General features: G+C 66.0%; 12 protein-coding genes and 1 pseudogene. 3 read left to right on the forward strand and 10 right to left on the reverse strand.

Annotated features, from left to right (window positions below):
* The 7 genes and pseudogenes from Q0L94_RS03665 to Q0L94_RS03695 all read right to left on the reverse strand — a co-directional run.
* A pseudogene (locus Q0L94_RS03665) lies at nucleotides 1–434 on the reverse strand (class I SAM-dependent methyltransferase); the annotation flags it as partial.
* A gap of 354 nt (nucleotides 435–788) precedes the next feature.
* Nucleotides 789–7457, reverse strand: coding sequence for a hemagglutinin repeat-containing protein (locus Q0L94_RS03670; protein WP_296750172.1), 6669 nt, complete (start codon nucleotides 7455–7457; stop codon nucleotides 789–791).
* 9 nt (nucleotides 7458–7466) lie between these two features.
* Entirely contained in the window at nucleotides 7467–9260 is a 1794-nt protein-coding gene (locus Q0L94_RS03675) for a ShlB/FhaC/HecB family hemolysin secretion/activation protein (protein ID WP_296750173.1), read from the reverse strand.
* A 164-nt stretch (nucleotides 9261–9424) separates the two neighbouring features.
* A complete protein-coding gene (gene ppx, locus Q0L94_RS03680; protein WP_296750174.1) occupies nucleotides 9425–10900 on the reverse strand; it encodes an exopolyphosphatase in 1476 nt (491 codons plus the stop codon).
* Entirely contained in the window at nucleotides 10897–12135 is a 1239-nt protein-coding gene (locus Q0L94_RS03685; protein WP_296750176.1) for a spore maturation protein, read from the reverse strand. Before Q0L94_RS03685 ends, ppx begins: the two co-directional genes overlap by 4 nt.
* Before the next feature lie 6 nt (nucleotides 12136–12141).
* Nucleotides 12142–13059, reverse strand: coding sequence for a CobD/CbiB family protein (locus Q0L94_RS03690; protein ID WP_296750177.1), 918 nt, complete (start codon nucleotides 13057–13059; stop codon nucleotides 12142–12144).
* A complete protein-coding gene (locus Q0L94_RS03695; protein WP_296750179.1) occupies nucleotides 13059–13586 on the reverse strand; it encodes a hypothetical protein in 528 nt (175 codons plus the stop codon). Before Q0L94_RS03695 ends, Q0L94_RS03690 begins: the two co-directional genes overlap by 1 nt.
* Before the next feature lie 171 nt (nucleotides 13587–13757).
* On the opposite strand from Q0L94_RS03695, the gene Q0L94_RS03700 reads away from it, so the two are divergent.
* The 3 genes from Q0L94_RS03700 to Q0L94_RS03710 all read left to right on the forward strand — a co-directional run bounded on the left by Q0L94_RS03700 (nucleotide 13758) and on the right by Q0L94_RS03710 (nucleotide 20388).
* Nucleotides 13758–17627: an EAL domain-containing protein gene (locus tag Q0L94_RS03700; protein ID WP_296750180.1), complete on the forward strand. Its 3870-nt coding sequence runs from the start codon at nucleotides 13758–13760 to the stop codon at nucleotides 17625–17627.
* Between the two features lie 66 nt (nucleotides 17628–17693).
* The gene (locus tag Q0L94_RS03705; RefSeq protein ID WP_296750181.1) at nucleotides 17694–18656 is read left to right on the forward strand and encodes an MBL fold metallo-hydrolase; all 963 of its coding nucleotides are present in this window, start codon (nucleotides 17694–17696) and stop codon (nucleotides 18654–18656) included.
* Between the two features lie 127 nt (nucleotides 18657–18783).
* Entirely contained in the window at nucleotides 18784–20388 is a 1605-nt protein-coding gene (locus tag Q0L94_RS03710; protein WP_296750183.1) for a diguanylate cyclase, read from the forward strand.
* 231 nt (nucleotides 20389–20619) lie between these two features.
* On the opposite strand, the gene Q0L94_RS03715 is transcribed toward Q0L94_RS03710, so the two are convergent.
* Genes Q0L94_RS03715 through crcB form a run of 3 tightly spaced genes read right to left on the reverse strand, consistent with a single transcriptional unit; the run spans nucleotide 20620 to nucleotide 22075 of the window.
* Entirely contained in the window at nucleotides 20620–21369 is a 750-nt protein-coding gene (locus tag Q0L94_RS03715; RefSeq protein ID WP_296750184.1) for a sulfite exporter TauE/SafE family protein, read from the reverse strand.
* Nucleotides 21370–21392: 23 nt separating this feature from the next.
* Nucleotides 21393–21704 carry a DUF190 domain-containing protein gene (locus Q0L94_RS03720; RefSeq protein WP_296750185.1) on the reverse strand — a complete coding sequence of 104 codons (312 nt, stop codon included), beginning with the start codon at nucleotides 21702–21704 and terminating at the stop codon, nucleotides 21393–21395.
* The gene (crcB, locus tag Q0L94_RS03725; RefSeq protein ID WP_296750187.1) at nucleotides 21701–22075 is read right to left on the reverse strand and encodes a fluoride efflux transporter CrcB; all 375 of its coding nucleotides are present in this window, start codon (nucleotides 22073–22075) and stop codon (nucleotides 21701–21703) included. Before crcB ends, Q0L94_RS03720 begins: the two co-directional genes overlap by 4 nt.
* Nucleotides 22076–22139: the final 64 nt, after the last annotated feature.

Consider the following 22139-nt stretch of genomic DNA (forward strand, 5'->3'; position numbering starts at 1 on the left):
GAATAGCTCATGCTGGGGTCGAGCATGGCCTCGAACACGTCGTTGCCGATGTCGTAGTGCTGCTCTCCCACCTGGAAGGCTCGCTGGCTGGATTGGAGATTGAACAGGCTGTGGCGCAGGATTTCGCCCAGCAGGCGCAGCCGCGACCAGTTGTCGATTTTTTCTTCGGCATGGCTGCCCAGCAGGCGGTGGAAGAGCTGGTCCAGGCGGTCGCATTCCCACATTCCGTCCATATAGGCTTCACCGAAACCGAGCGAACCTTTCGTCAGAACGAGCCGATAGACATCGTCGTCGAATACCTGGATATCCCATGGAGCATCGCCGTTGATCGAAATTCCCGCCTCGGCCGTGAGCTCGCGAAGAATCGCGGGTGAGCCCGATGGAACCAGGGAGTTTCCTTCCGGCTCAAGGACCAGGGTGTCTTCTTTTTGCATCGATGGGCTCCCTTTTTTTCTGACAAGCGTGAAGGCGCCAGAGTAGATATTCGGGAACTATTCGACAAACGATATTTTTGTATAATACATATCGAATATATCGATATATTTATATTTAGATTGATGCTGGACGGCAGCGGATACGCAGAAGTCGGTCACCCTGTTCATGGCCTGGCGGACCCTATCCGTAGCCGATCTGCCCGGGTTGCGCGCGCTGCGCAGCATGCATGGGGACGGTTTCTGCGCATGCAGAACAAGGCAGGGCAGAAAGCGGGCAAACGCCGCGGCGGGCCCGGACTGGCAACGCAGAAAAAACGGGCCGGTCATCCCGGCCCGCGGACTCGACGGAAATACCTACTTTGCCGGTGTTTCGCCCTTGCCCGAGACGCTCAATTCGATCCCGACCGAAAAGTCGTGGTTCGCGGCCTTCTGCTGGATCTGGTTGCCGCTCACCCGGGTGCCGTCCTGCGACTGGATGCGGGCCTCCTGGTTGACGACGTTGCCGCCCTTGATGCTCACGCTGCCTCCCGAGTTGATCGAGGTGCCGGTCGACTCCAGCTTGTCGGCGTAATGCGCGCCGCCGCCGATCGATCCCTCGCCGGAACTGCTGCCGTCGCTGCCTTTTCCGCCGCCGACGCCCGCCTCGACGCTGAAGCCGCTGCGGGTCGACGTGTCCTGTGCGGCCTTGAGATTGACGTTGCCGCCCGCCTCGATCGCGGTGTCGCCGCTGCTGCCGAGCGTCGTACCTTCGAAGCTCGCGTCCCTGCCCGCCGAGATGCTGATGCCGCCGCCGCCCGCCTTGATGCTGCCGGTCTGCGCGGTGCTGCTGCTGCTCTCTTCCTGCGCGTAGCCGCCGCTCGCCGAGCCGCCCTTGCTGCTCTTGCTGGCGTTCAGTTCCAGACTGGCGTCGATGTTCGACGAACGGCTTTCGCTGGTGTCGTGCGCGGCCTTGAAATCGACGCTGCCGCCGGCCGAGATATCGGCCTTGTCGCCGGCTTCGAGCTGGGTGCCTTCGAAGCTGGCGTCGCCCCGGGTCTTGATCGTGAGGTTGCCGCCGGCGTTGATGCCGCCCGTGCGCGCGGTGCCGGTCGATTCGCTGGACGCTTCGTTGGCGTAGCCGGCCTCGAGGCTGCCGCCGGCCTTGCCGACCACGTCGACCTTGAGCTCGGCGTTGATCTCCTGGTTGCCGGCGGTCCTGCGCGTCGTATCCTGCGCCGCCTTGTAGTCGAGCGAACCGGCCTCGATGTTGACGTCGCCGCCGGCCTCGAACTGGGTACCGATCAGCGTCGTCTGCTCTTCCGACGTGGAATTGATGCTGCCGCCGGCCTTGTAGCGCGTCGTCACGGCCGTCGTGCTGCTTTCGCTCTCGCTGCCGATCGTGCCCTCGTACTTGGCACGGAAACCGGCACCGGCGCCGGCGTCGACTTCTGCCCCGTCGCTGGCGCTGGCGCCGGCGCTCGCCGACGCGCCGGCGCCGACGCCGAGCCGGGCGTCATGGCTCGACGAATCCGTGCTCGAAAAGCTCGAATCGTGGACCGCGACGTCGCGAATCTCGCGTGCTTCCTGGTTGATGTTGCCGCCGGCTTCGATCTGGGTACCCTGGTCGATGATGGTGTCCTCGGCCTTGCGGGTGAGGTTCCCTCCCGACTTGAAGCTGGACGTCACCTGGGTGATCGACCCCTCGACGCTGGATTCCTGCTCGTTCTTGTAGCGCAGACCGGCGCTGGCGTTGGCCTCGGCCTCGGCGCCGGCTTCAGCCCGGGCCGGGTCGCCGCCGATGTCGATCCTGCCGACGTCGGCTTCGGCCCGAGCCTCCGCACTAGCGTCGGCGTCGACGTAGATGCCGGTCGTGTGCGTGGTCCTGGACGAGGTGTTGATCTCGATGTCCTGCGCGGCCTCGTTGATGATGTTCTTTGCCGCAATGCTCATGTCGCCGCCCGACTCGACCTCGGCGCCGACAAAACGGGCATCCTCGGTCGCCTTGATCGTCATGCTGCCGCCGGACTTCAGCGTCGAACCGGTGTTGCTGAGCTGGTACGCGGTGGTTTCCTCTTCTTCGATCTTCACCCCGAGCGTGCTGGTGCCGCTGCCCTCGGCCTTGGCACCCGCACTGGCGCTGGCGTCGGTCCCGGCGGTGCCCGCCCTGGCCTGCGCCTCGGCGCCCGCCCCGGCCGACGCTTCGCCCTCGTTGAAAAGACCGGTCGAGACGCGCGTGGTCTCGGTAGTGCTCCAGGTCTCGTTACGCCCGGTCAGCACTTCGACCTTGTTCGCGTCGAGTTCCATGTCGCCGCCCGACTCGACGTTCGAACCCTGGACGGTCAGGGTGCCCTCGGTGCTCGCCTTCAGATTGCCGCCCACCGTGAGGTTGGACGACACGCTGGTGTTCGAGCCCGAAGTGGTGGTCGTGGTGGTCGTTTCGGACAGCTTGAGGTCGGACGAGCCGGACGCCTCCGCGCCGGCGCCCGCACTTGCGTCCGCGTTGGCGTACCCCTGGCCGCTCGTCGCCTGGCTGTCGGCGCCGGCGTGGGTACCGGTTTCGCCGGCGTTTTCCATTTTCAGGAAGGTCGTCGTCTCGGTCCGGGTGGTGGTGCGTTCCTCGTCCAGCCCGTCGAGAATGGCGATGCCCTTTTTGGCATCGATGGCGGCGTCGCCGCCGATCGCCACGTCCGATCCCTGCAGCGTCATGCTGCCTTCGGACTGGATGTTGGCGTTGCCGCCGACCACGATCTCCGAGCCGAAGTTGGTGGCCTTGAAACTGTCGGTGGTGGTGGTTTCGGTGCCGTAGACGCCGCCGCCGACGCCCATGCCCGACTCCTGGGAGACGGAATGGGTGGTGGTCTTGTCCGCGCGTGAAAGCACATTGAAGTCGCCGCCGGTGTCGACCTCGAGGTCGCCGCCGACCTTGACCGCGCTGCCGGCGATGGTGGTGTCGCCGCCGCTCTTCAGGGTGAGGCTGCCGCCGGCCTCCAGCGTCGAGCCGGTGTTCTTCTCGGTGGTGGTGCTGCTGACGTGCTGGCCCGAACCGGTGGTGCTTGTGGTCTTGTCGACGACGGTGTCGAAGCTGATGTTGCCGCCCGCGCTGAGCGTAGCGTCGCCGCCGGCCCTGACCTCGCCGCCGACGACGGAAATGTCCTGCCCGGCGTCGAGATCGAGATTGCCGGTCGACGTGATGCTTCCGGTATTGCCGATCGTCGTCGCGTACTGCTGGTCGTTGCCGCTGCCGTAGGTGGCGGTCTCGTTGCGGATGCTGCCCTCGGTCGACTTCAGCGAGACGTCGCCGCCGGTGATGGTGCCGCTGGTGTTGGTGATGTCGCCCTGCGAGACGACATCGAGCGAAGTCGAGCCGCTGATCGTGCCGCCGGTGTTGGTCAGCGACGTGAGGTCGAGATTGACGTCCTTGCCGGCGATGACGGCTCCGGTCCGGATCGCGGCGCGCGTATCCGCGGCAAGATAGACCACCGGCGCGAGCACTTTCTGCCCCGCCACCGTGGTCTCCACCATCCACACCACGTCTTCCTGCAGATTGGCGATCTGTTCGCGGGTCAGCGCCGCGCCGAAGGTGAAGCCCTGGCGCGCGCTTTCGTCGATCGCCTGTTCCATCAGGCGCTTCATCTGTTCGGCTTCGTTGGCGTAGCCGCCGAGGAGGACATTGCCGGTCTCCGCGATCAGTTGCTGGCGCACCAGGTAGGCCTCGTAGTTGGCATCGCCGAGGCGTTTCATGACGGTGTCGGGATCGTAGCCGTAGTGCTCGAGCATGTAGTCGGAGCCGACGAAACCGGAGCCGACCGCGAACAGCGGATTGGTCTCGACCAGATACCTGGAAGCGGGATTCTGACTGACGACGAAATAGCCATTGGGGTTGGTCGGCAGCGTGATCGCGAGCCCGCCGAAACTGATCGCATTGGCCCCGCCGACAGCGGTCGCGCCGCCGGTGCTGCGCGCCGTCGTGGTCGGCGCCCACGTCGATCCCTTGTTGAACAGCGTGAAACCGGCCGCATCGATCTGCTTGGCAAAGATGCCTGCGCCCGCGTTGAAATGGGTGTAAGGCGTCGTCACCTCGGTATACGCCTGGCTGTAATGCCAGTTGCTTCCCGTGAGTTTCCAGTCTTTCCAGTCATACCAGGTCGCGACGATGCTCTCGCTCTGCAGCGACAGGTCGTCGTTGGTGAAACTGCCGGTGCCCGTCAGGGTGAGGGTGCCGGTATTCGCGGCCAGCACGCCGCCGGTGTTGTAGCCGGCGCTGAAGCCGGCGATGCTCAGGTTGCGGCCGGCGATCATCTGCGGTTTGACGGCCGGCAGCGACGTGGCGAACGACTGCGAACGCGAGCCATATTTCTCGTAGTACCACTTCTCGTCGTATTTGATGCTGGGGATCAGCGAGTCGTACTCGTACCAGTAGTGCACCAGGTCCGTGTCGCCCCAGGCGACGGCGCTCCAGACCCGCGTCGGGACGCCGCCGGGAATCTCGTTGCGGAAGGTCGGCGCGGTCACCGAAATATCCAGCAGCGCGTTGATGGCGTGGTTGTTGGTGAAGACCGACCCGGCCGAGAGGGCCATGCTGCCGTTGGCGTCGAGGGTGGCGCCGCTGTGGTTGGTGAAGTCGGCGGCGGCGCCGGCATTCAGCTGACTGCCGGCGTACAGCGCCCCGTAGTTGTCGAGGTTGCCGCCCGTGGCGTTGAGGTTGAGCGTGCCCAGCGCCGAGATGCCGCCGGTGCTGCCGTTGCTGATCCACGGCGCATCGAGGCCGAGCGTGCCGCCCGAATGGATCGCGCCGGGATTGCTGAAACCGTTGCTCAGGCTGATCGTCGCGGTGCCGCTGCCCGAGGTCGCGGCAACGATGCGCGAACTGGAACCGCCGAAGGACAGCGTGTCGAGCCCCAGGGTCATGCCGCCGGTGGTGCTGACCATGCCGCCGTTGTTGACCATCAGCGTGCCGGCATTGAGGTCCATGCTGCCGCCGAGCATGACGCCGCTGGCGCCGACGCTGACGGTGACGCCGCGACCGCCGCCCTGCCCCTTGATGTCCATCAGCCCGCCCGACTGCATGCGGCCGATATTGCTCACGGCGTACGCGCCATCGGTTCCGCGCAGCGTCAGCGCGCCCGCCGCAAGCAGGTTGCCGCTGTTGCCCAGGGCATCCGACAGGTTGAGCGCGAGGCCGCCGTTCGACTGCAGGGTGCCGCTGTTGCTCAGCGAAGCCAGCGCGAACGTCCCCGACTGGCCCGCCGTGCTCGACGCGATGAAGGTGCCGGCGTTGTCCAGCGTGTTCGCGCTCAGCGTGGTGCCGCTCGCAGCCTGCACCTTCGCGCCCGCCTGGTTGGCGACACTCGATGCCTTGAGCACCAGCGCGCCGCCGGCGATCAGCGTGCCGCTGTTGGCGACGCTTGCGCTGCTGCCGTTGCTCGCGTCGGCGATATCCAGCGTGGCTCCGGCGTGCAGTGTGCCGCTGTTGACGACGCTGCCGTTGGCGCGCACGGCGACGCTGCCGGCGTCGGCCGTGACGGTGCCGGCGTTGTTCAGGCCGGTAGCAGCGGCGAGGGTCAGATTGCCAGCCGTGGTCTGGACGCCCTGCCCCGCGCCGGCGCCGGTGCTGATCGCACCGGCGTTCGAAGTCAGCGCCAGGTTGCCGGTGGAACGCACGGCAGCGTTGGCCAGGGCCAGATTGTTGAGCGTCGTCAGGCCGAGCGTGCTGCCGGCATGAATCGTCGCGCCGCCGGCGCCGATGGACAGCTTGTCGAAGCTGCCCGCCAGCGCGCCGCCCGCGCCCCAGACGCCGCCGTCGATCGTGGCCGCGCCGGTGGTGGCGAGCGTGTTGGTGCCGCCTGCAAAGCGGGTGCCGCCGCTCGACACGTCGCTCAGCGTGGCGGCACCGAGCGTGAGATTATTGGCTGCATAGAGCGCGCCATCGGCGAGCCTGACCTGGCCGGCCGCGGCCGACAGCGCAAGGTTGCGGTTGGCGGACAGGCGAGCGCCGGCGCCGTCGAGGAAAATGTCCTGGCTGCCGCTGGCCGCCGTCGAGGTGAGCGCGAGGTCGCGCGCCGCGCTCGCCGCCGACCGGATTTCGATCTTGCCGGCGCTCGTCAGCGTGAAATCGTCGGCGCTGGCCGCGGCTTCGCCCAGCGCACGCACGCCGACGCCCGCTTCGGTGGCGATGATGCGGATGCGGCCGGCGTACATGCCGCCCAGCACGGTGGAATCGACCGCGTAGGCCGGCGCCGGGCCGCTGCCGGCGGCGGTGCCGGTGACATTGCGCCCGGCATAGCTCCACGCGTTGTTGCCCGCGACGATGCCCAGGCTGCCGTTGGCGTGGGTATTGATGTTGCCGTCCACCTTGACCGAGCGGGCGACGATGTCGAACACCTGCTGCGTGCTGGCGTTGGCGCCAAGCCCCTCGACCAGCACGTCGCCGCGGTTGACGGTGAAGCCGATCAGCGCGCCGTCGCCGCCGATGTCTGAACTGCCCGTGGTGAGCGTGACGCGATCGGTGTTGATGAATCCGCAGCCGCTGCAGGTGATGCCGTTCGGGTTGGCGACGATGACGTCGGCCCTGCCGCCGACGACCTCGGTGAAGCCGGCGAGCGTACTGCGATTGGTCGAGACCACCTCGTTGAGAATGACGCTCGCCTCGTTCACCAGGTTGAGGTTGGCCGGCACCTGGCCGGCCAGCAGCGACTGGCGCGCCATTTCGCTGCGGTTGCCGTTGTTGAGCACCAGGCCTTTCAGCTCGACGTCGTAGCGGGTGTAGGTGTTGTGCGACAGGCCCGACGCGTTCGCCGTCCCGATATTCACCACCGGCACGCCGTTGGGCGAGACGTAGGCGTTGGCGTTGCCGCCGACGGGCACCACGGTGGCGGGCGGCTCGGCGAGCGCCGGCGCAGCCGCGAAACCCGAGGCCAGCAGGGCCGCGCGGAAGGCCTTGCCCGCCGTGCGGCCGCCCCCCTTGCCGCGGGCGCGCGCCGTTTCGGCGACCGCGACCCAGCAGCCAGTGTGCACACTCCAGACCAGGCGATGTATTTTGTTCATTTTGATTTCCTAGAGCGTGTAGGCCAGACGGAACCAGGTCTGTCTGGATTCCTTGATCATGCTGTCGGGCAGCGTCAGCGGGCGGGTCGTGAAAAAGTCCCAGGTCGCACCGCGCCACTGCGCGGACAGGCCGACGACCATGCCGGCGAGGCGGCCGCCGGGTATGCCGGCGACGCGGTTGCGCACCTCGCCGGTATCGTATCCGGCGTAGAAGCGGGTCGAGATGCGCTCGTCGCCCAGGGCCAGCGGCTGCCGGACCGAGACCTCGTTGCGCCAGTAGTAGCCGTCGTCGCCCGCCAGCGTATTGCTGACGAAACCGCGCACCGAATAGAGGCTGCCGATGAAAATCTGCTCCGAGCCATACAGCGTGCTTTCGGCTTTCTGCGCGGCGAACTGGCTGGAAAAGCCGAAATCGCGGCCGAACAGACGGAACGGGCGGGCGTAATTCACGCCGACCTTGTATTTGCCGAACTGGGCGCGCGGCACCCAGTCGGGCAGCGCGCCCGGATCGCTCAGCGCACCGAAGGCGTCGAGGCCGCGGGCGTAGCCGAGGTCGAGCGCGACGACGCCGCCGGCGAGGCCGGTGTAGAGGCTGCCGTCGAGGTCGAGCACCGTGAGATTGCGGCTGCTCACGCCCAGGCGCTGTCCGTCGAGGTAGTTTTCCGTGCGCTTGGAGGTGAGCATCGCCGACAGCGAAGCGCGCGTCGACTGGTCGCGGTACACCACGCGATCCAGGCGCACGTTGTCGTTTTCGCTTCTGCCGCTGGCGACCAGTTCCAGGCCGCTCGGCAGCGCGATGGTGCTGGCGTAGCGCGAGCGGCTGACGCCGACGAACAGCGTCGTGTAGCCGAAAGGCACGCTGAAATTGAGGTTGTCGCTGCGGGAATACTTGCTGTCCGGGTCGCCGGGGGTCGATTCGCGGTGGGTGAAGGACACGAGATCGTTGAAGCCCAGCAGGTTGTCGGCGACCACGGTAGCGCCGGTCTGGACGTCGCCGGTGGCCCGCGAGCCCTGGTTGTCGACCGACACGTTGAAGTGAAAGCGCGAACTCGGCTGGTTGTGAACGACGACGACGCTGCCGCCCGCCTGATCGCCCGGCTGGATATCGAGTCGCGCATTGTTGGATGCGAGCCGGTTGATCTGGTCGATGCCCTGCTCGAGGTCACGCAGGTTGAGCAGTTCGCCCTCGATACCCGGGAAGACATTGGCGACCGACACGCTCCCCGCGTCGCCGTCCTTGATCATGATTTTTTCGACGACGCCCTCGATGACCAGGATTTCGAGCCGGCCGGTACCGAGGTCCTGGCGCGGCAGGTAGACGCGCGTGGCGATGAAGCCGCGGTCGATATAACTCTTGGTGATCTCGGCGAGGATGCGTTCGATATCGCCGACATTCAGGCAGCGGCCAGCGAATTCGGCGGTGATGCGCTGCCGCACGGCAGGCGCGAGATTGGGGGCGCCGTTGATCGTGATCACGGCAATTTCGCGGCATACGGCGCCAATGTCGGGCACCACGATTTCCGGCTGCAGCGTCCGCGTGTCGATACCGTCGACCCGCTCGGCGCGGCGGCGCGCTTCTTCCTGCTCGCGCAGCAGCCGTTCCTGTTCCAGGCGCTGGAGAATTTCAGCCTGGCGCTGCGCCGCCTCGATATCGGCCGGGGTTTGCGCCAGCGCCGGCGGCCCGGCCAGCAGGCCGAGGCAAAGCAAGGTGCCGAGCCCGCCGCGCAAGGCGCTGAAGAAAACCGCTACCGGGTTGAGCCCTGCTGCCGCCGCCAATTTGACGACACTGCGCCACGCGCCCATGCGGGCACCGAATCTGCTGGAGTCTCCGTACACCTTCCACCCTTTTTTATTGTCCATCTTGTTATGTCATGCGCCGCGATGCATGAACGCATCGGGACGCGGCTCAACAATGACCATGATAACAGTATTGTTAAAACCTTTGATCCGGGTCTGCGGCGGTCGCGCTACACGATGCTGTATTTCACCCCCACCGTCTCCCAGTGGCTGGCTTCTTCGTCCAGCGCGCGCTGGGTCAGCGGGCGGCGTTCCAGCCAGCCTTCGGGCAGCGTCAGGCGGATGCGTTTGCCGTTGAACGCCACCTGCACGTCGGTCAGCTGCGGTTCGGCGCGGCTGCGGCACAGGATGACGGCCTGGCGCAGCAGCCACACCAGCAGACGGTCCTTGTCCGGCACCGCTGCGGCGGCGAATTCCGGCAGCTTGACCAGGGCGCCGCGCTGGGCGCGTGCCAGCAGCGCCAGGCGCGCCTGCTCGGTACGCGAGAAGCCGGGCATGTCGGCGTTTTCCAGGATGTAGCCGGAATGGCGGTGGTAGCCGCCGTGCGACACCATGAGGCCGATTTCGTGCAGCCGCGCGGCCCAGTCGAGAAAACGCAGGTCGTTTTCATCGCCGCCGCCACTGGCGGCCAGCAGTTTCAGCGCCACCTGCTTGACGCGTTCGGCCTGCCGGGTGTCGATGTGGTAGCGGCGCATGAATTCGTCCACCGTCGCCGCGCGCATGTCCTGCTGGTGGAAGCGGCCCAGCAGGTCGTAGAGGATGCCTTCGCGCATCGCGGTCTCGGCCACGTCCATCTGTTCGATGTCCAGCTCGGCGAACAACCCCGCCATGATGGCGAAGCCGCCGGCGATCACCGGGCGGCGGTCGCGCGTCAGGCCGGCCAGTTCGAGCGCGTCGACATGCCCTGCCTTGATGAATTGGCTACGCAACCTGTCGAGGCCGTCGGCGGTGATTCCGCACGCCGACCAGCCGTTCTGTTCGAGAATTTCGCGCAGCGCGCGCGCGCTGCCGCTGGAACCCACGGCCTGCTGCCAGTTGCCGCGCGAGAATTCGCCCGCGATGCGTTCGACTTCGACGCGCGCGGCGATTTCCGCCGCCTTCAGCGCGCTCTTGTCGACGGCGCCGCCCGGGAAGAAGCGACCGGAGAAATTGACGCAGCCCATGTGCAGGCTCTCGCGTTCGCGCGGCTTCAGGCCCTGCCCGATGATGAATTCGGTCGAGCCGCCGCCGATGTCGACCACCAGCCGGCGATCGTTCGAGGCCGGCAGCGAATGCGCGACGCCAAGGTAGATCAGGCGCGCTTCCTCGCGCCCGGCGACGATCTCGATCGGGTGGCCGAGCGCGGCCTCGGCCCTGGGAATGAATTTCTCGGCGTTCTTCGCCACCCGCAGGGCCGAGGTGCCGACGCAGCGGACCGCCTCCGGCGACAGCCCGCGCAGGCGCTCGCCGAAACGCTGCAGACAGGCCAGCGCGCGCGCCTGGGCGGCGTCGTCGAGCTGCTTGTCCTCGGTGAGGCCGCCGGCGAGGCGCACGGTTTCTTTCAGGGAATCGAGCGGATAGAGCTGGTCGCCCGACACGCGCGCGACTTCGAGGCGAAACGAGTTGGAGCCGAGGTCGACCGCGGCGAGGGTGTCGTAGGTTTTCACGCGACTGCACCAAAAAACAGATAGGCGATGCCGATGGCGGCGAGAATGCCGGCGAGGTCGGCGATCAGTCCGCAGGCGACGGCGTGGCGCACGCGGCGGATGCCCACTGCGCCGAAGTACACCGCGAGCACGTAGAAGGTCGTCTCGGTGCTGCCCTGCACGATGGAGGCGAGCCGGCCGGCGAAGGAATCGGCGCCGTGGGCCTGCATGGTGTCGATCATCATCGCGCGCGCGCCGCTGCCGGAAAAGGGTTTCATCAGCGCGGTCGGCATCGCGTCGACCCAGCGCGCGTCGAAGCCCGCGCCATGCACGGCGGCGCGCAGCGCGTCCATCAGCAAATCCAGCGCGCCGCTGGCGCGGAAAACGCCGATCGCCACCAGCATCGCGACAAGATATGGAATGATCGTGACCGCGGTATGAAAGCCCTCCTTGGCGCCCTCGACGAAGGCCTCGTAGGCATTGATCCGCCGCTTCACCGCCATCAGCAGGAAGACGACGATGATGCCGAACAGCACGACGTTGCTCAGTATCGACGACTGCCGCGTCATCTCCGCGGCCGGCAGCGCGGAGAAATACGCGACCAGGCCGCCGATCAGCGCGGTCGCGCCGCCCAGGTAGGCCAGCGTGACGCGGTTCCACAGATGCAGCTTCTGGAAGAAGCCGGTGACGAACAGCCCGGTCAGCGTGCCGATGTAGGTGACGATCAGGAGCGGCACGAACACGTCGGTGGGGTCGGCCGCGCCGAGCTGCGCGCGGAAGGTGAAGATCGTCACCGGCAGCAGCGTGACCGACGCGGTGTTGATGACGAGGAACAGGATCTGCGCGTCGCTGGCGGTGTCCTTCGAGGGATTGAGCGTCTGCAGCTCCTGCATCGCCTTGATGCCGAGCGGCGTGGCCGCGTTGTCCAGCCCGAGCATGTTGGCGCCCATGTTCATGGTCATCGCGCCGAGCGCGGGGTGGTTGGGCGGCACCTCGGGGAACAGGCGGCGGAACAGCGGCGCCAGCCAGCGCGTCAGTACGTCGAGCATGCCGGCGCGCTCGCCGATTTTCATCACCCCCAGCCACAGCGCCATCACGCCGGTGAGGCCGAGCGCAATTTCAAACGCAGTCTTGCTGCTGTCGAACAGTGCCTTCACCAGCGCCGCCATGACTTCGGCGTCGCCGAGGAAAACCAGTTTGAATGACGCAATCAGAAAGGCGGCGAGAAAGAAGCCGACCCATAACGCGTTGAGCATGGAGCCTTACGCCACCCAGCCTGCAATGACGATCAGCAGTCCCGCCGCCAGCCAGATCACCAGACCGCGCCAGATCATGCTGACCGCGCTGTCGATGTAATCGGCGTCGGGCACCTGGCCGGTGCCGAGTTCGGGCCGCCATACGGTGTCGTCTCCCACACTGAGGCTCTGTCCCAGCCGCACGCCCATGGCGCCGGCGCCGGCGGCGAGCACCACGCCCTCTTCCGGCTCCAGCCAGGCGGCCGCCTGGGTGCGCCAGCAATAGGTGGCGTCCTCGAAATTGCCGGCAATGGCGTAGGTCAGCGCGGTCAGCCGCGCAGGCAGCCAGTTGATGACATGGAAGGCACGCTGCGCGTACGCGCCGAAATATCCCTGGGTCGCGTTCCAGCGCCGCGCCAGAATCGAGGCGGTACGGAACAGTACCGCGCCGGCCGGGCCCAGCGGCACCAGCAGCACGAACCAGAACAGCACGCCGAACATCTGGCGGTGGCTCGCTGCCGTGACCTGCTCGATGGTGACCCGGGCCACTTCGTCGGCGCTGAACTGGCTGGCATCGCCGCCGCGCCAGGCGTCGAGGCGCGCGCGCGCGCCCTCGAGATCGCCTGCGCGCAGCAGGCGCGCAATCTGCTCGGCGTCGTCGCTGTAGTACTTGAAGCCGAGGGTGAGATACAGCACGGCCACATTCCACACCCAGCCGAGGAACGGGCTGATGCCGTCGAGCGCGATGAAGACCAGCCACACTGCGACCAGCAGCGGCAGCACCGCCAGCATCCAGGCGATGACGCCATGGCTGTACTCGCCCGCATTGAAACGGCGCTCCAGCCATTGAGTAAAGCGGGAATAGTGCCGATAGTGCGGCAACGGCTGCCGCAACGGACGCAGGTGTTCGAGGATGACAGCGGCGAGGACGGAGAAGAAAGCCATCAGCGATTCATCTCCAGGGTAAAGGTGCCGATCCGGTTTGCCTGCCCCGCCGGACGATACAGCTCGACCGTCGGCATGGCGATGGCCCGTCCGCGCGGCGCCAGCGTGTCGGCCAGCGCCTGATAGGCCTTGGACGGCGCCAGCAGGACCGCCGCCTGCACCCGGGCGGAAAAGACCGGACGGCGTTCGATGCGGCCTTCCTGCAGCCCTTCGGGGATCGGGGCGGCGTCAGCCAGGGTATAGCCCAGTTGCGCGCGCACCTTGCCGTTGGCGGCGCGCGGGTCGGAGAGGATCACGCTGATGGTGTCGCCTGCCGCCACCTCGGCAGCGGTGAATTTGTCCAGCGCCGTACGCTGCGATTTGCGCATGTCGCTGATCGGGCCTTCGTAATCCAGATACGCGTAGCGATAAGGCCCGGCGTCGGTTTCCGTCACGCTGACGGCGTTGAACCCGCCCCACCACCAGAACACCGCCAGCAGCGGCAATACGAACGCCAGCACAAACGCCGGCCACTGTTTTTTGAGCACGCATGACCCCCTTCTTCCAGCGGACGAAGATACCACAGCCGCGCCGGAGCCTCGGTGCCGCGACGGGCCGGTGACTTCAAGTTTGCGGGCAGCGTGGCCGTAAACCCGATATTTACATTATCGATCCGCGTTCAGGCCTGCGCGCCCCGGGAAATCCGCCGACTGCTCCTTATGCCCATTCCCGAAGCTTTTGACCTTCATCCACAGCCGATGTGGATTTACGATCTGGAAACCCTGCGGTTTCTGGCGGTGAACGATGCAGCGGCAGCGTATTACGGCTATTCCCGCGCCGACTTTCTCGGCCTGACAACCCGCGACATCTACCCGGCCGACGTCCCCCGCGCACGACCTGGGCCAGCCCTGCCGGCCGGCACCCGGCGGCAGGACGGGCCGACGCCGTCGCTCCATCTCGTCTCGCAGCCGTTGACGTTTCTGGGCCGCTCCGCCGAGATGGTGCTCGCGCTCGACACCGACGGTCAGGAGCGTGCCGCGATGCTCGCGGATTTCCGTGAAATCCTGCTGAAGATCGCCGGGCAGAGCGCCGGCGGACCCGACGAACGCAACCAGGCCGGACGGCAGCCTGCCCTGCTGGAAGCCGGCATTGCGCACCTGAACGACATCGTCCTCATTGCCGAGGCCGGCCCCATCGACGATCCGGACCTGCGCATCGCGTTCGTCAACGATGCGTTTGAGCGCCTCACCGGCTATCGGCGCGCGGACGCGCTGGGGAAATCGCCGCGTTTCCTGCTGGGCTCGCTTACCGACCCTGTCGAACTGGAGCGCATCCGCCAGGCGCTGGGGAAAGGGCAGCCGCTGCGCAGCGAGCTCATCGTCCACACCAAAAGTGGCGAAGCCGTCTGCATCGAATTCGACATCGCCCCGATTGCCGACGCCGCCGGCCGTCGCACCCACTGGGTGGCGGCGGGGCGCGACATCACCGAGCGCAGGCAGGCCCAGCAGGCGCTGCACAAAAGCGAACAGCGATTCAAAAGCGTCGCCCGCACCACCACTGACACCATCTGGGACTGGGATCTGGTTTCCGATCGCATCTGGTGGAACGAGGGCATGCAAAGCGTATTTGGCTACACGCCCGCCGACCTGCCGGCGGACAGTCTCGCCTGGACGCGCCGCATCCACCCGGACGACCGGGAACGCGTGGCGCAGGGCATCCATCGGGCAATCGATTCTGGCAAGGAAAGCTGGTCCGCCGAATACCGCTTCCAGTATCAGGACGGCCGCTATGCCTATGTGCTGGATCGCGGCTCGGTGATGCGCGACAGCAGCGGACGGGCGATCCGCATGATCGGCGGGATGGCCAATCTCACCACCCGCAAGGAAGCCGAACTGGAGCTCGCCCGCCTCAACCGCGCGCTGCACGTGCGCAGCGCCTGCAATGAAGCCCTGATCCGCGCCACCGACGAAAGCGAACTGCTGCACGAAATCTGCCGCATTGCCGTCGACGCGGGGGGCTACCGCATGGCCTGGGTGGGATTTGCGCAGGCGGATGCCGCGCAATCGGTGCGCCCCATGGCCTATGCCGGCGATGGCGCAGGCTATCTGCGCGACATCCAGCTCAGCTGGTCTGCGGACAAGGCGACCGGGCGCGGCCCGGTGGGGCGGGCCTTGCGCAGCAGAGAGGTGGTGATCGTCGAGGACCTGACGCGCGATCCCGGCTTTCAGCCGTGGCTCGATGCCGCAGTACGCCGCGGCTATCGCAGCCTGGTGGTGCTGCCGCTGCACGATGCGCAGCGCAGCTATGGGATTTTCGCCCTGTTCGCGCCCGAAGTGGCCCGCATCGGCGCCGACGAAATGCGCCTGCTGCAGGAATTGACCGACGACCTGGCTTTCGGCATCGACATGCTGCGCAGCCGCCGCGAGCAGGACCGGATTCAGGCCGCCGTGATCAAAATTGCCGCCGGCGTCTCCGCCAGCACCGGCACGGCGTTTTTCGAGGAATTGGTGATCAACATGGCCGATGCGCTGGGGGCCGCCGCCGGATTCATCGCCCGTTTCCAGCCCGGCACGCCGCATTCGGCCTGCACCAAGGTGGCGGTCGTCGATGGCCGGCTGATTCCCAACTTCGAATACGAGCTGGCCGGCACGCCCTGCGAAGCACTGACGGATGCCGTCAATCACGTCATTCCCTGCAGGCTGGATGAGCACTATCCCGCCGCCCCCTCGATCGGCCTGCTGGATGCGCAAGCTTATGTCGGGCATCGCCTTGACGATTCTGCCGGCCAGCCGATCGGACAGCTGTTCGTGCTGTTCAGCCATCCCTTGCAGGACACGGCTTTCATCACCTCGACGCTACAGATTTTTGCCACCCGGGTGGCCTCGGAACTCGAACGCCAGAGCGCCGATGCACACATCCGCCAGCAGGCCTCGCTGCTGGACAAGGCACAGGATGCCATTATGGTGTGCGGTCTCGACGGCCTCGTCCGCTACTGGAACAAGGGCGCCGAACGCTTGTATGGCTGGACGCGCGACGAAGTCATCGGCCGCTCGATCGAACCCCTGTTGTACGGCGATCCAGCGGTTTCCCGCGAAAACATCGGCAAAGCGGTGGGCCAGGGTGAATGGAGCGGTGAGATCGCCCAGCGGCAAAAAGACGGCAATGCACTCATCGTCGAGGCATATTGGACCCTGCTGCGCGACGAGCATCAGCTGCCCGACGCCATCCTGGCAATCAATACCAACATCACCGAACGCAAGGCCGCCGAGCGTAAAATCCAGCACCTGGCGTTCTACGATCACCTGACCGGCCTACCCAACCGCCAGCTGCTGCGCGACCGCCTGCAGCATGCACTGGCGGTCGAGGCGGACCGCAAGATGGTGGGGGCGCTGCTGTTCATCGACGTCGACAACTTCAAGACCCTGAACGACACGCTGGGCCACGCCATCGGCGATCTGCTGCTGCAGCAGATCGCCCAGCGCCTGCAGCGCTGCCTGCGCCAGGGCGATACCCTGGCGCGTCTGGGCGGCGACGAGTTCGTCATCGTGCTGGAAAATCTGGCCGCCGCGCCGCACCAGGCGATGGCGCTTGCCACCCAGGTCGGAGAAAACATCCTGGCCGGCTTCGCATCCCCCTTCCAGCTGGCCGGCTACGTGCATCACTGCACGTCGAGCATCGGCATCTCGCTCCTGAACGACCATCCGGCCTCTCTCGACGAACTGCTGCAGCGCGCCGACCTCGCCATGTATCAGGCCAAGGCCCATGGCCGCAATACCCTGCGTTTCTTCGACCCGGCCATGCAGGCGCTGGTCGCCGCCCGCGCCGAACTGGAAGCCGATTTGCGCGAAGCCCTGCAACGGCAGGCATTCGAACTGCATTATCAGGCGCAGGTCGACAGCCTGGGACGCATCTGCGGCGCCGAAGCCCTGTTGCGCTGGCAGCATCCCGCGCGCGGCTGGATGCCCCCCGCATCGTTCATTCCCCTGGCCGAAGAAACCGGCCTGATCCTGCCACTCGGGTTATGGGTCCTGGAAACCGCCTGCGCGCAGTTGGCGGCCTGGGCGGCCCTGCCCTACATGGCGGATCTCGGCGTAGCGGTGAACGTCAGCGCGCGGCAGTTCCGCCAGCCGGATTTCGTCGCCCAGATCCTGCAGGTACTCGACCGCAGCGGCGCCGATCCGCGCCGGCTCAAACTCGAGCTGACCGAAAGCCTGCTGGTTGACAACCTGGACGAAACCATCGTCAAGATGAGTGCGCTCAAGGCACGCGGCATCGGCTTCTCGCTCGACGACTTTGGCACCGGCTATTCCTCGCTGGCCTACCTGAAGCGGCTGCCGCTGGACGAGATCAAGATCGACCAGTCGTTTGTACGCGACGTGCTGACCGATCCCAACGATGCCTCCATCGCGCGCAGCATCGTCGCCCTGGGACAGAGCCTGAATCTGGCCGTGGTGGCCGAGGGCGTGGAAACCGATGCGCAATACGCTTTCCTGGCCGAGCATCACTGCCACACCTATCAGGGCTATCTGTTCAGCAAGCCGCAGCCCGCGGGAATCTTCGAAGCCTGGGTGCTGAAGCAGCGCTGCTGACGCGGCTCGCGGGCCGGCCCGGCGGAACGGAATGTCTATAATGCGGCTCACTGTCGGGAGCCTGCCATGGTCCTTCGCCTGTTCGCCCTGCTGTCGCTGATCCTGCTGCCTGCCGCGCACGCGGCCCCGCCCGTCAACATGATGGAGGCGACCGTACCGATGCAGGCGGTGCGCCTGGGCGCCCACAGCTACTTCGTGCAGGGCCTGCCTGGCGCGGCGTCCAGCGAAAACCAGGGTTTCATGTCGAACGCCGGATTCGTCGTCACGCGCGACGGCGTGGTGGTGTTCGACGCACTGGCCTCGCCGCCGCTGGCCGAGAAACTCGTCGGCCTGATCCGCAAGGTCACCCAGCAGCCGATCAAGCGGGTGATCGTCAGCCACTACCACGCCGACCACTTCTACGGCCTGCAGGTATTCAAGGCGCTGGGCGCCGAAATCTGGGCGCACCGCGCCGCCGAAGGCGCCACCCGCAGCGAAGGCGCCGCCGCGCGCCTGGCCCAGCGCAAGGAGGTGCTGTTCCCGTGGGTGGACGAGCATACCCGGCTGCTGGAGGCCGACCGTTTCCTCGAAGGCGACACCGATTTCGAGATGGGCGGGCTGCACTTCGCCCTGCGCCATGTCGGCCCGGCCCACTCCAGCGAGGACATGGCGATGCTGGTCCGGGAGGACCGCGTGCTGTATGCCGGCGACCTGGTGTTTCGCGGCCGCGTGCCGTTTGTCGGCGACGCCGACAGCCGTGCCTGGATCGCCGCGCTGGACAAGCTCATTGCCCTGAACCCCCGCGTCCTGATACCCGGCCACGGCGCGCCCTCGCGCGTGCCGCGCAGCGACCTCGTCTTCACCCGCGACTACCTGCAGTTTCTGCGCGCCCGCATGGGCCAGGCAGCACGCGACCTCGTTCCTTTCGACGAAGCCTACGAGCAGACCGACTGGTCGAAATACCGCTCCATGCCGGCCTTCGACGAAGCCAACCGCACCAATGCCTACAACCAGTACTTGCGTCTGGAGCAGGAAGGCGCCGAGGAATAGGCAACCCGCGTGCACGGGGAAGCGCATAGGTATGCCGTGCGTGGGCTGCACGGCCTGTTACGCAAACCGCTTCATAAAGCGGGGCAATGGACGTTAATAAGAAAATTGACTGAAACTTATTGACCTCATGCTCTGCTCCCCGGAAGAACTCCTGCAAAAAAATCTGGCCCTGTCGAGCACATGGCAGCGTTATCGGGTGGCGCCAAGCTTCGAGAGCTTCGTCGAACTGGCGGTATCGATCAACAGCTTCACCGAGTTCCTCATCGACAAGGGCATCACGGCCCTGCACCACGCCAGTCATCAGCTGGAGCAGGTCACGCTGACGCTGTTCCATGCGGAGGTGGCGCATCCGCTGCCGCACGCTGCGCTGGACGATCTCAACGAACGCATCCTCGCGCTGGACCGCATGACGCAGACCCATGCCGCAGCCAGCGCCGGCCTGGATGGGCAGACCCGTGATCTGCAGCCTGCCGCCGCCGAGGCCATGCGCATCAGCCAGACCTGGCTGATCGGAGAGAATCCGGCGGACTGGCAGGCACTGCAGGCGCAGCTCGGCTATTTCGGCATGGCCGCGGAATTCATCGGTTGGCAACAGCCCTTGCCGGACGATGCGTGCGCCGCCCCCCTGCTGCTGCTCGACATGGGCAGCCTGCCCGAAGCCGAGTGGTACGGCCGGATCCAGGCGCTGCGGCAACGGTTTGCAATGGGCCAGCTGATCTGCCTCGGGGTGCGTTCCGATTTCGAGCAGCTGCAACAAGCCCTGCGGGGCGGCTGCGATAGCTGCCTGATGGCAGGCACGCCCGCGCACGCCATCGTCGAACACATCATGGAATTGAACGAGCGGCAGGAGCAGGAAGCGTATCGCGTCCTGATCGTGGAGGACTCGAAGACAGCCAGCCACCTGATCCGGCGCACCCTGGCGGAAAACCAGATCGTCTCCGAGATCGTCAACGATCCGCGCCAGACGCTGAACATGCTCAAGCAGTTCAATCCGGATCTGATCCTGATGGACATGTACATGCCGAACTGCACCGGCGTCGAAGTCGCGCGCATCATTCGCCAGCACGACGAATTCCTCAGCACGCCCATCGTCTACCTGTCCGGCGAGACCAACGTCGCGCTGCAGGTCGACGCCATGCGGCTGGGCGGCGACCACTTCCTCACCAAGCCGTTCAACCCGGTGTTTCTCAACGCCATCGTCAAAAGCAAGATCGAGCGTTACCGCGCGCTGCGCCGCACCATGTATCACGACAGCCTGACCGGCCTGCTCAATCACTCCAGCGGCAAACACATGCTGGACATGCTGCTGTCGGGGGTGGCGCACGAAGGCGGCTTCCTGTCGGTGGTAATGATGGACATCGACCATTTCAAGCAGGTCAACGACACCTACGGCCATCCGGTCGGCGACCAGGTCATCCGCAGCCTGTCGTGGCTGCTCAAGCAGCGCCTGCGCAAGCACGACATCCTCTGCCGTTATGGCGGCGAGGAGTTCCTGATCGGCCTGCCGCACACCGATGCCGAACAGGCCTTCGCCGTCATGGACCGCATTCGCCAGGATTTCGCGCACATCCGCCATCCGTATCGCGACACCCATTTCCGCGCCAGCGCCAGCGGCGGCATCGCCACCTACCCGCTGCATCAAACCGGCGACGCGCTGATCAAGGCGGCGGACGAAGCGCTCTACCAGGCCAAGCGCGACGGCCGCAACCGCATCCACGCCGACGAAAACTAGTGTCGTGGCTCAGAAATAGGGAAACGTAATGAAACGGATGGATTTTTTCGCAGGGCAAGGCGCGAGGAGAGCGTGGTTGTTGCCGATTTATCGGCTTTACAACCACGGCCTACCCCTTGCGGGTGGGCGACATAGCCTGCTCTATGGCAACGACGAGCAACGCCGTCATGCGGAAAAAGACGCCGTTTCATGTTGCGATATTTCTGAGTCACGACACTAAGTGGTTGAGGTTCAGCCCAGGATCAGTTTCAGGCCGATCAATATCGTCACGATTTCAAACGCCCGTTTGATCCACAGATTGCCTTTCTTGATCGCCAGGTGGCTGCCCAGATAGCCGCCGACGAGCGAGCCCGCCAGCAGCGCCGGCATCCAGTCCCACGCCACGGTGCCGATCGCGCCCAGCACCAGCGCGCCGGTGCCGTTCCATATCAGGCCGCAGAGGATCAGCGTGTAGGCCACCGCACGGGTGTAGTCGAGCCCGAAATAGCGGATCAGCCAGATCGTGAGAAACAGCCCGGTGCCGCTGGTGATCGAGCCATTGAGGAAACCGACGATGAAGAGCCCGGCCATGCCGCCGGCCAGCGCCGCGCCCTGCCGATGCCTGGGCGTGTGCTCCAGCCCGAGCCGGGGCTTGAATACCGAATACAGCCCCAGTCCGAGCGTCAGCAAGCCCAGCGACAGCGTGGCGATGCGCTCGGGGACATGCAGGATCGTCGCCGCACCGAGGACCACGCCGGGCAGGCCGGCGCCGAGGATGATCAGAGAAAAACGGCGTTCGAGATGCGATTCCTTGAGATGCCTGAGCGTCGCCCCCAGGCCGAGCGCCACGCTGGCGACCTTGTGGGTGGCCAGTGCAATGCCGAACGGCAGCCCCAGGAAAATCAGCATGGGAAACTGGATCAGCCCCGCTCCGCCGCCCGACAAGGCCGAAAAGAAATTGGCCGCCAGCGAGGCGACGAACAGAATCAGTTGCTCGAACACGCCGGGCCGCGTTAAAGCCGCGCCTAGGCAGTGACGCCGATTTCGGCCGGCAGCCTGGCGTAGACCAGTTTCAATTCCGCCGCGGCAATGGCCTCCAGCAGCCGGTCGGCCAGCGCCGCCTCGACGAAGAATTCCACCACCACCGGCAGTTCGCCCGCGAGTTCGAAAAAGCCCGCGTCGCGGCGCCCATGGCGGCCGAACCCGGCCAGCGCACGAAAGGCCGAGCCACCGCCGATGCCCTGTGTCTTTGCGGTATCGAGCAGCCATTCGTAGGTCGGCTTGCCGCGATGGCGGCTGGCTTCGGAGACAAACACCTGCAGGCAGACAGCGTTCATTTGAAAAGCCTCAGCGAATAAAACCCCAGCCCGGTGGCGAGGAAGGAGCCCATCATGTGGGCAAGCGCGATCGAACCGCCGCTGAGCCACAGGCCGCGCATCAGCGCAGTGACGACTTCGGCAGAAAACGTGGAAAACGTGGTCAGCCCGCCGAGCAGGCCGGTGATGAGGAACAGCCGCGCTTCCGGCGGCACGCCGGGATGCTCGGCAAACCAGGCGATGACCAGGCCGATACAGTAGCCGCCGATCAGATTGGCGGCCAGCGTGCCGAGCGGCATCGCGGGAAACAGCGGGTTGAGCCACAGCCCCAGTCCCCAGCGCAACCACGCGCCGATGGCCGCCCCCAGGCCGATAACGAGGAAGGCGGTCATGGCTGGAACGCAACGGGCGGAATCATGCGCGCATTCTAGGGCGTGTTGACACTAATTTCACGCC

The organism is Thiobacillus sp. (assembly GCF_024708915.1).

Bases quoted from the DNA above. Each gene is read 5' to 3' on its own strand.
- Q0L94_RS03675 (WP_296750173.1), bottom strand. From the start codon at position 9,260: ATGGGCGCGTGGCGCAGTGTCGTCAAATTGGCGGCGGCAGCAGGGCTC.
- Q0L94_RS03710 (WP_296750183.1), top strand. From the start codon at position 18,784: ATGCTCTGCTCCCCGGAAGAACTCCTGCAAAAAAATCTGGCCCTGTCG.
- Q0L94_RS03690 (WP_296750177.1), bottom strand. From the start codon at position 13,059: ATGGCTTTCTTCTCCGTCCTCGCCGCTGTCATCCTCGAACACCTGCGT.
- Q0L94_RS03700 (WP_296750180.1), top strand. From the start codon at position 13,758: ATGCCCATTCCCGAAGCTTTTGACCTTCATCCACAGCCGATGTGGATT.
- Q0L94_RS03685 (WP_296750176.1), bottom strand. From the start codon at position 12,135: ATGCTCAACGCGTTATGGGTCGGCTTCTTTCTCGCCGCCTTTCTGATT.
- Q0L94_RS03670 (WP_296750172.1), bottom strand. From the start codon at position 7,457: ATGAACAAAATACATCGCCTGGTCTGGAGTGTGCACACTGGCTGCTGG.
- Q0L94_RS03720 (WP_296750185.1), bottom strand. From the start codon at position 21,704: ATGAACGCTGTCTGCCTGCAGGTGTTTGTCTCCGAAGCCAGCCGCCAT.
- crcB (WP_296750187.1), bottom strand. From the start codon at position 22,075: ATGACCGCCTTCCTCGTTATCGGCCTGGGGGCGGCCATCGGCGCGTGG.
- Q0L94_RS03705 (WP_296750181.1), top strand. From the start codon at position 17,694: ATGGTCCTTCGCCTGTTCGCCCTGCTGTCGCTGATCCTGCTGCCTGCC.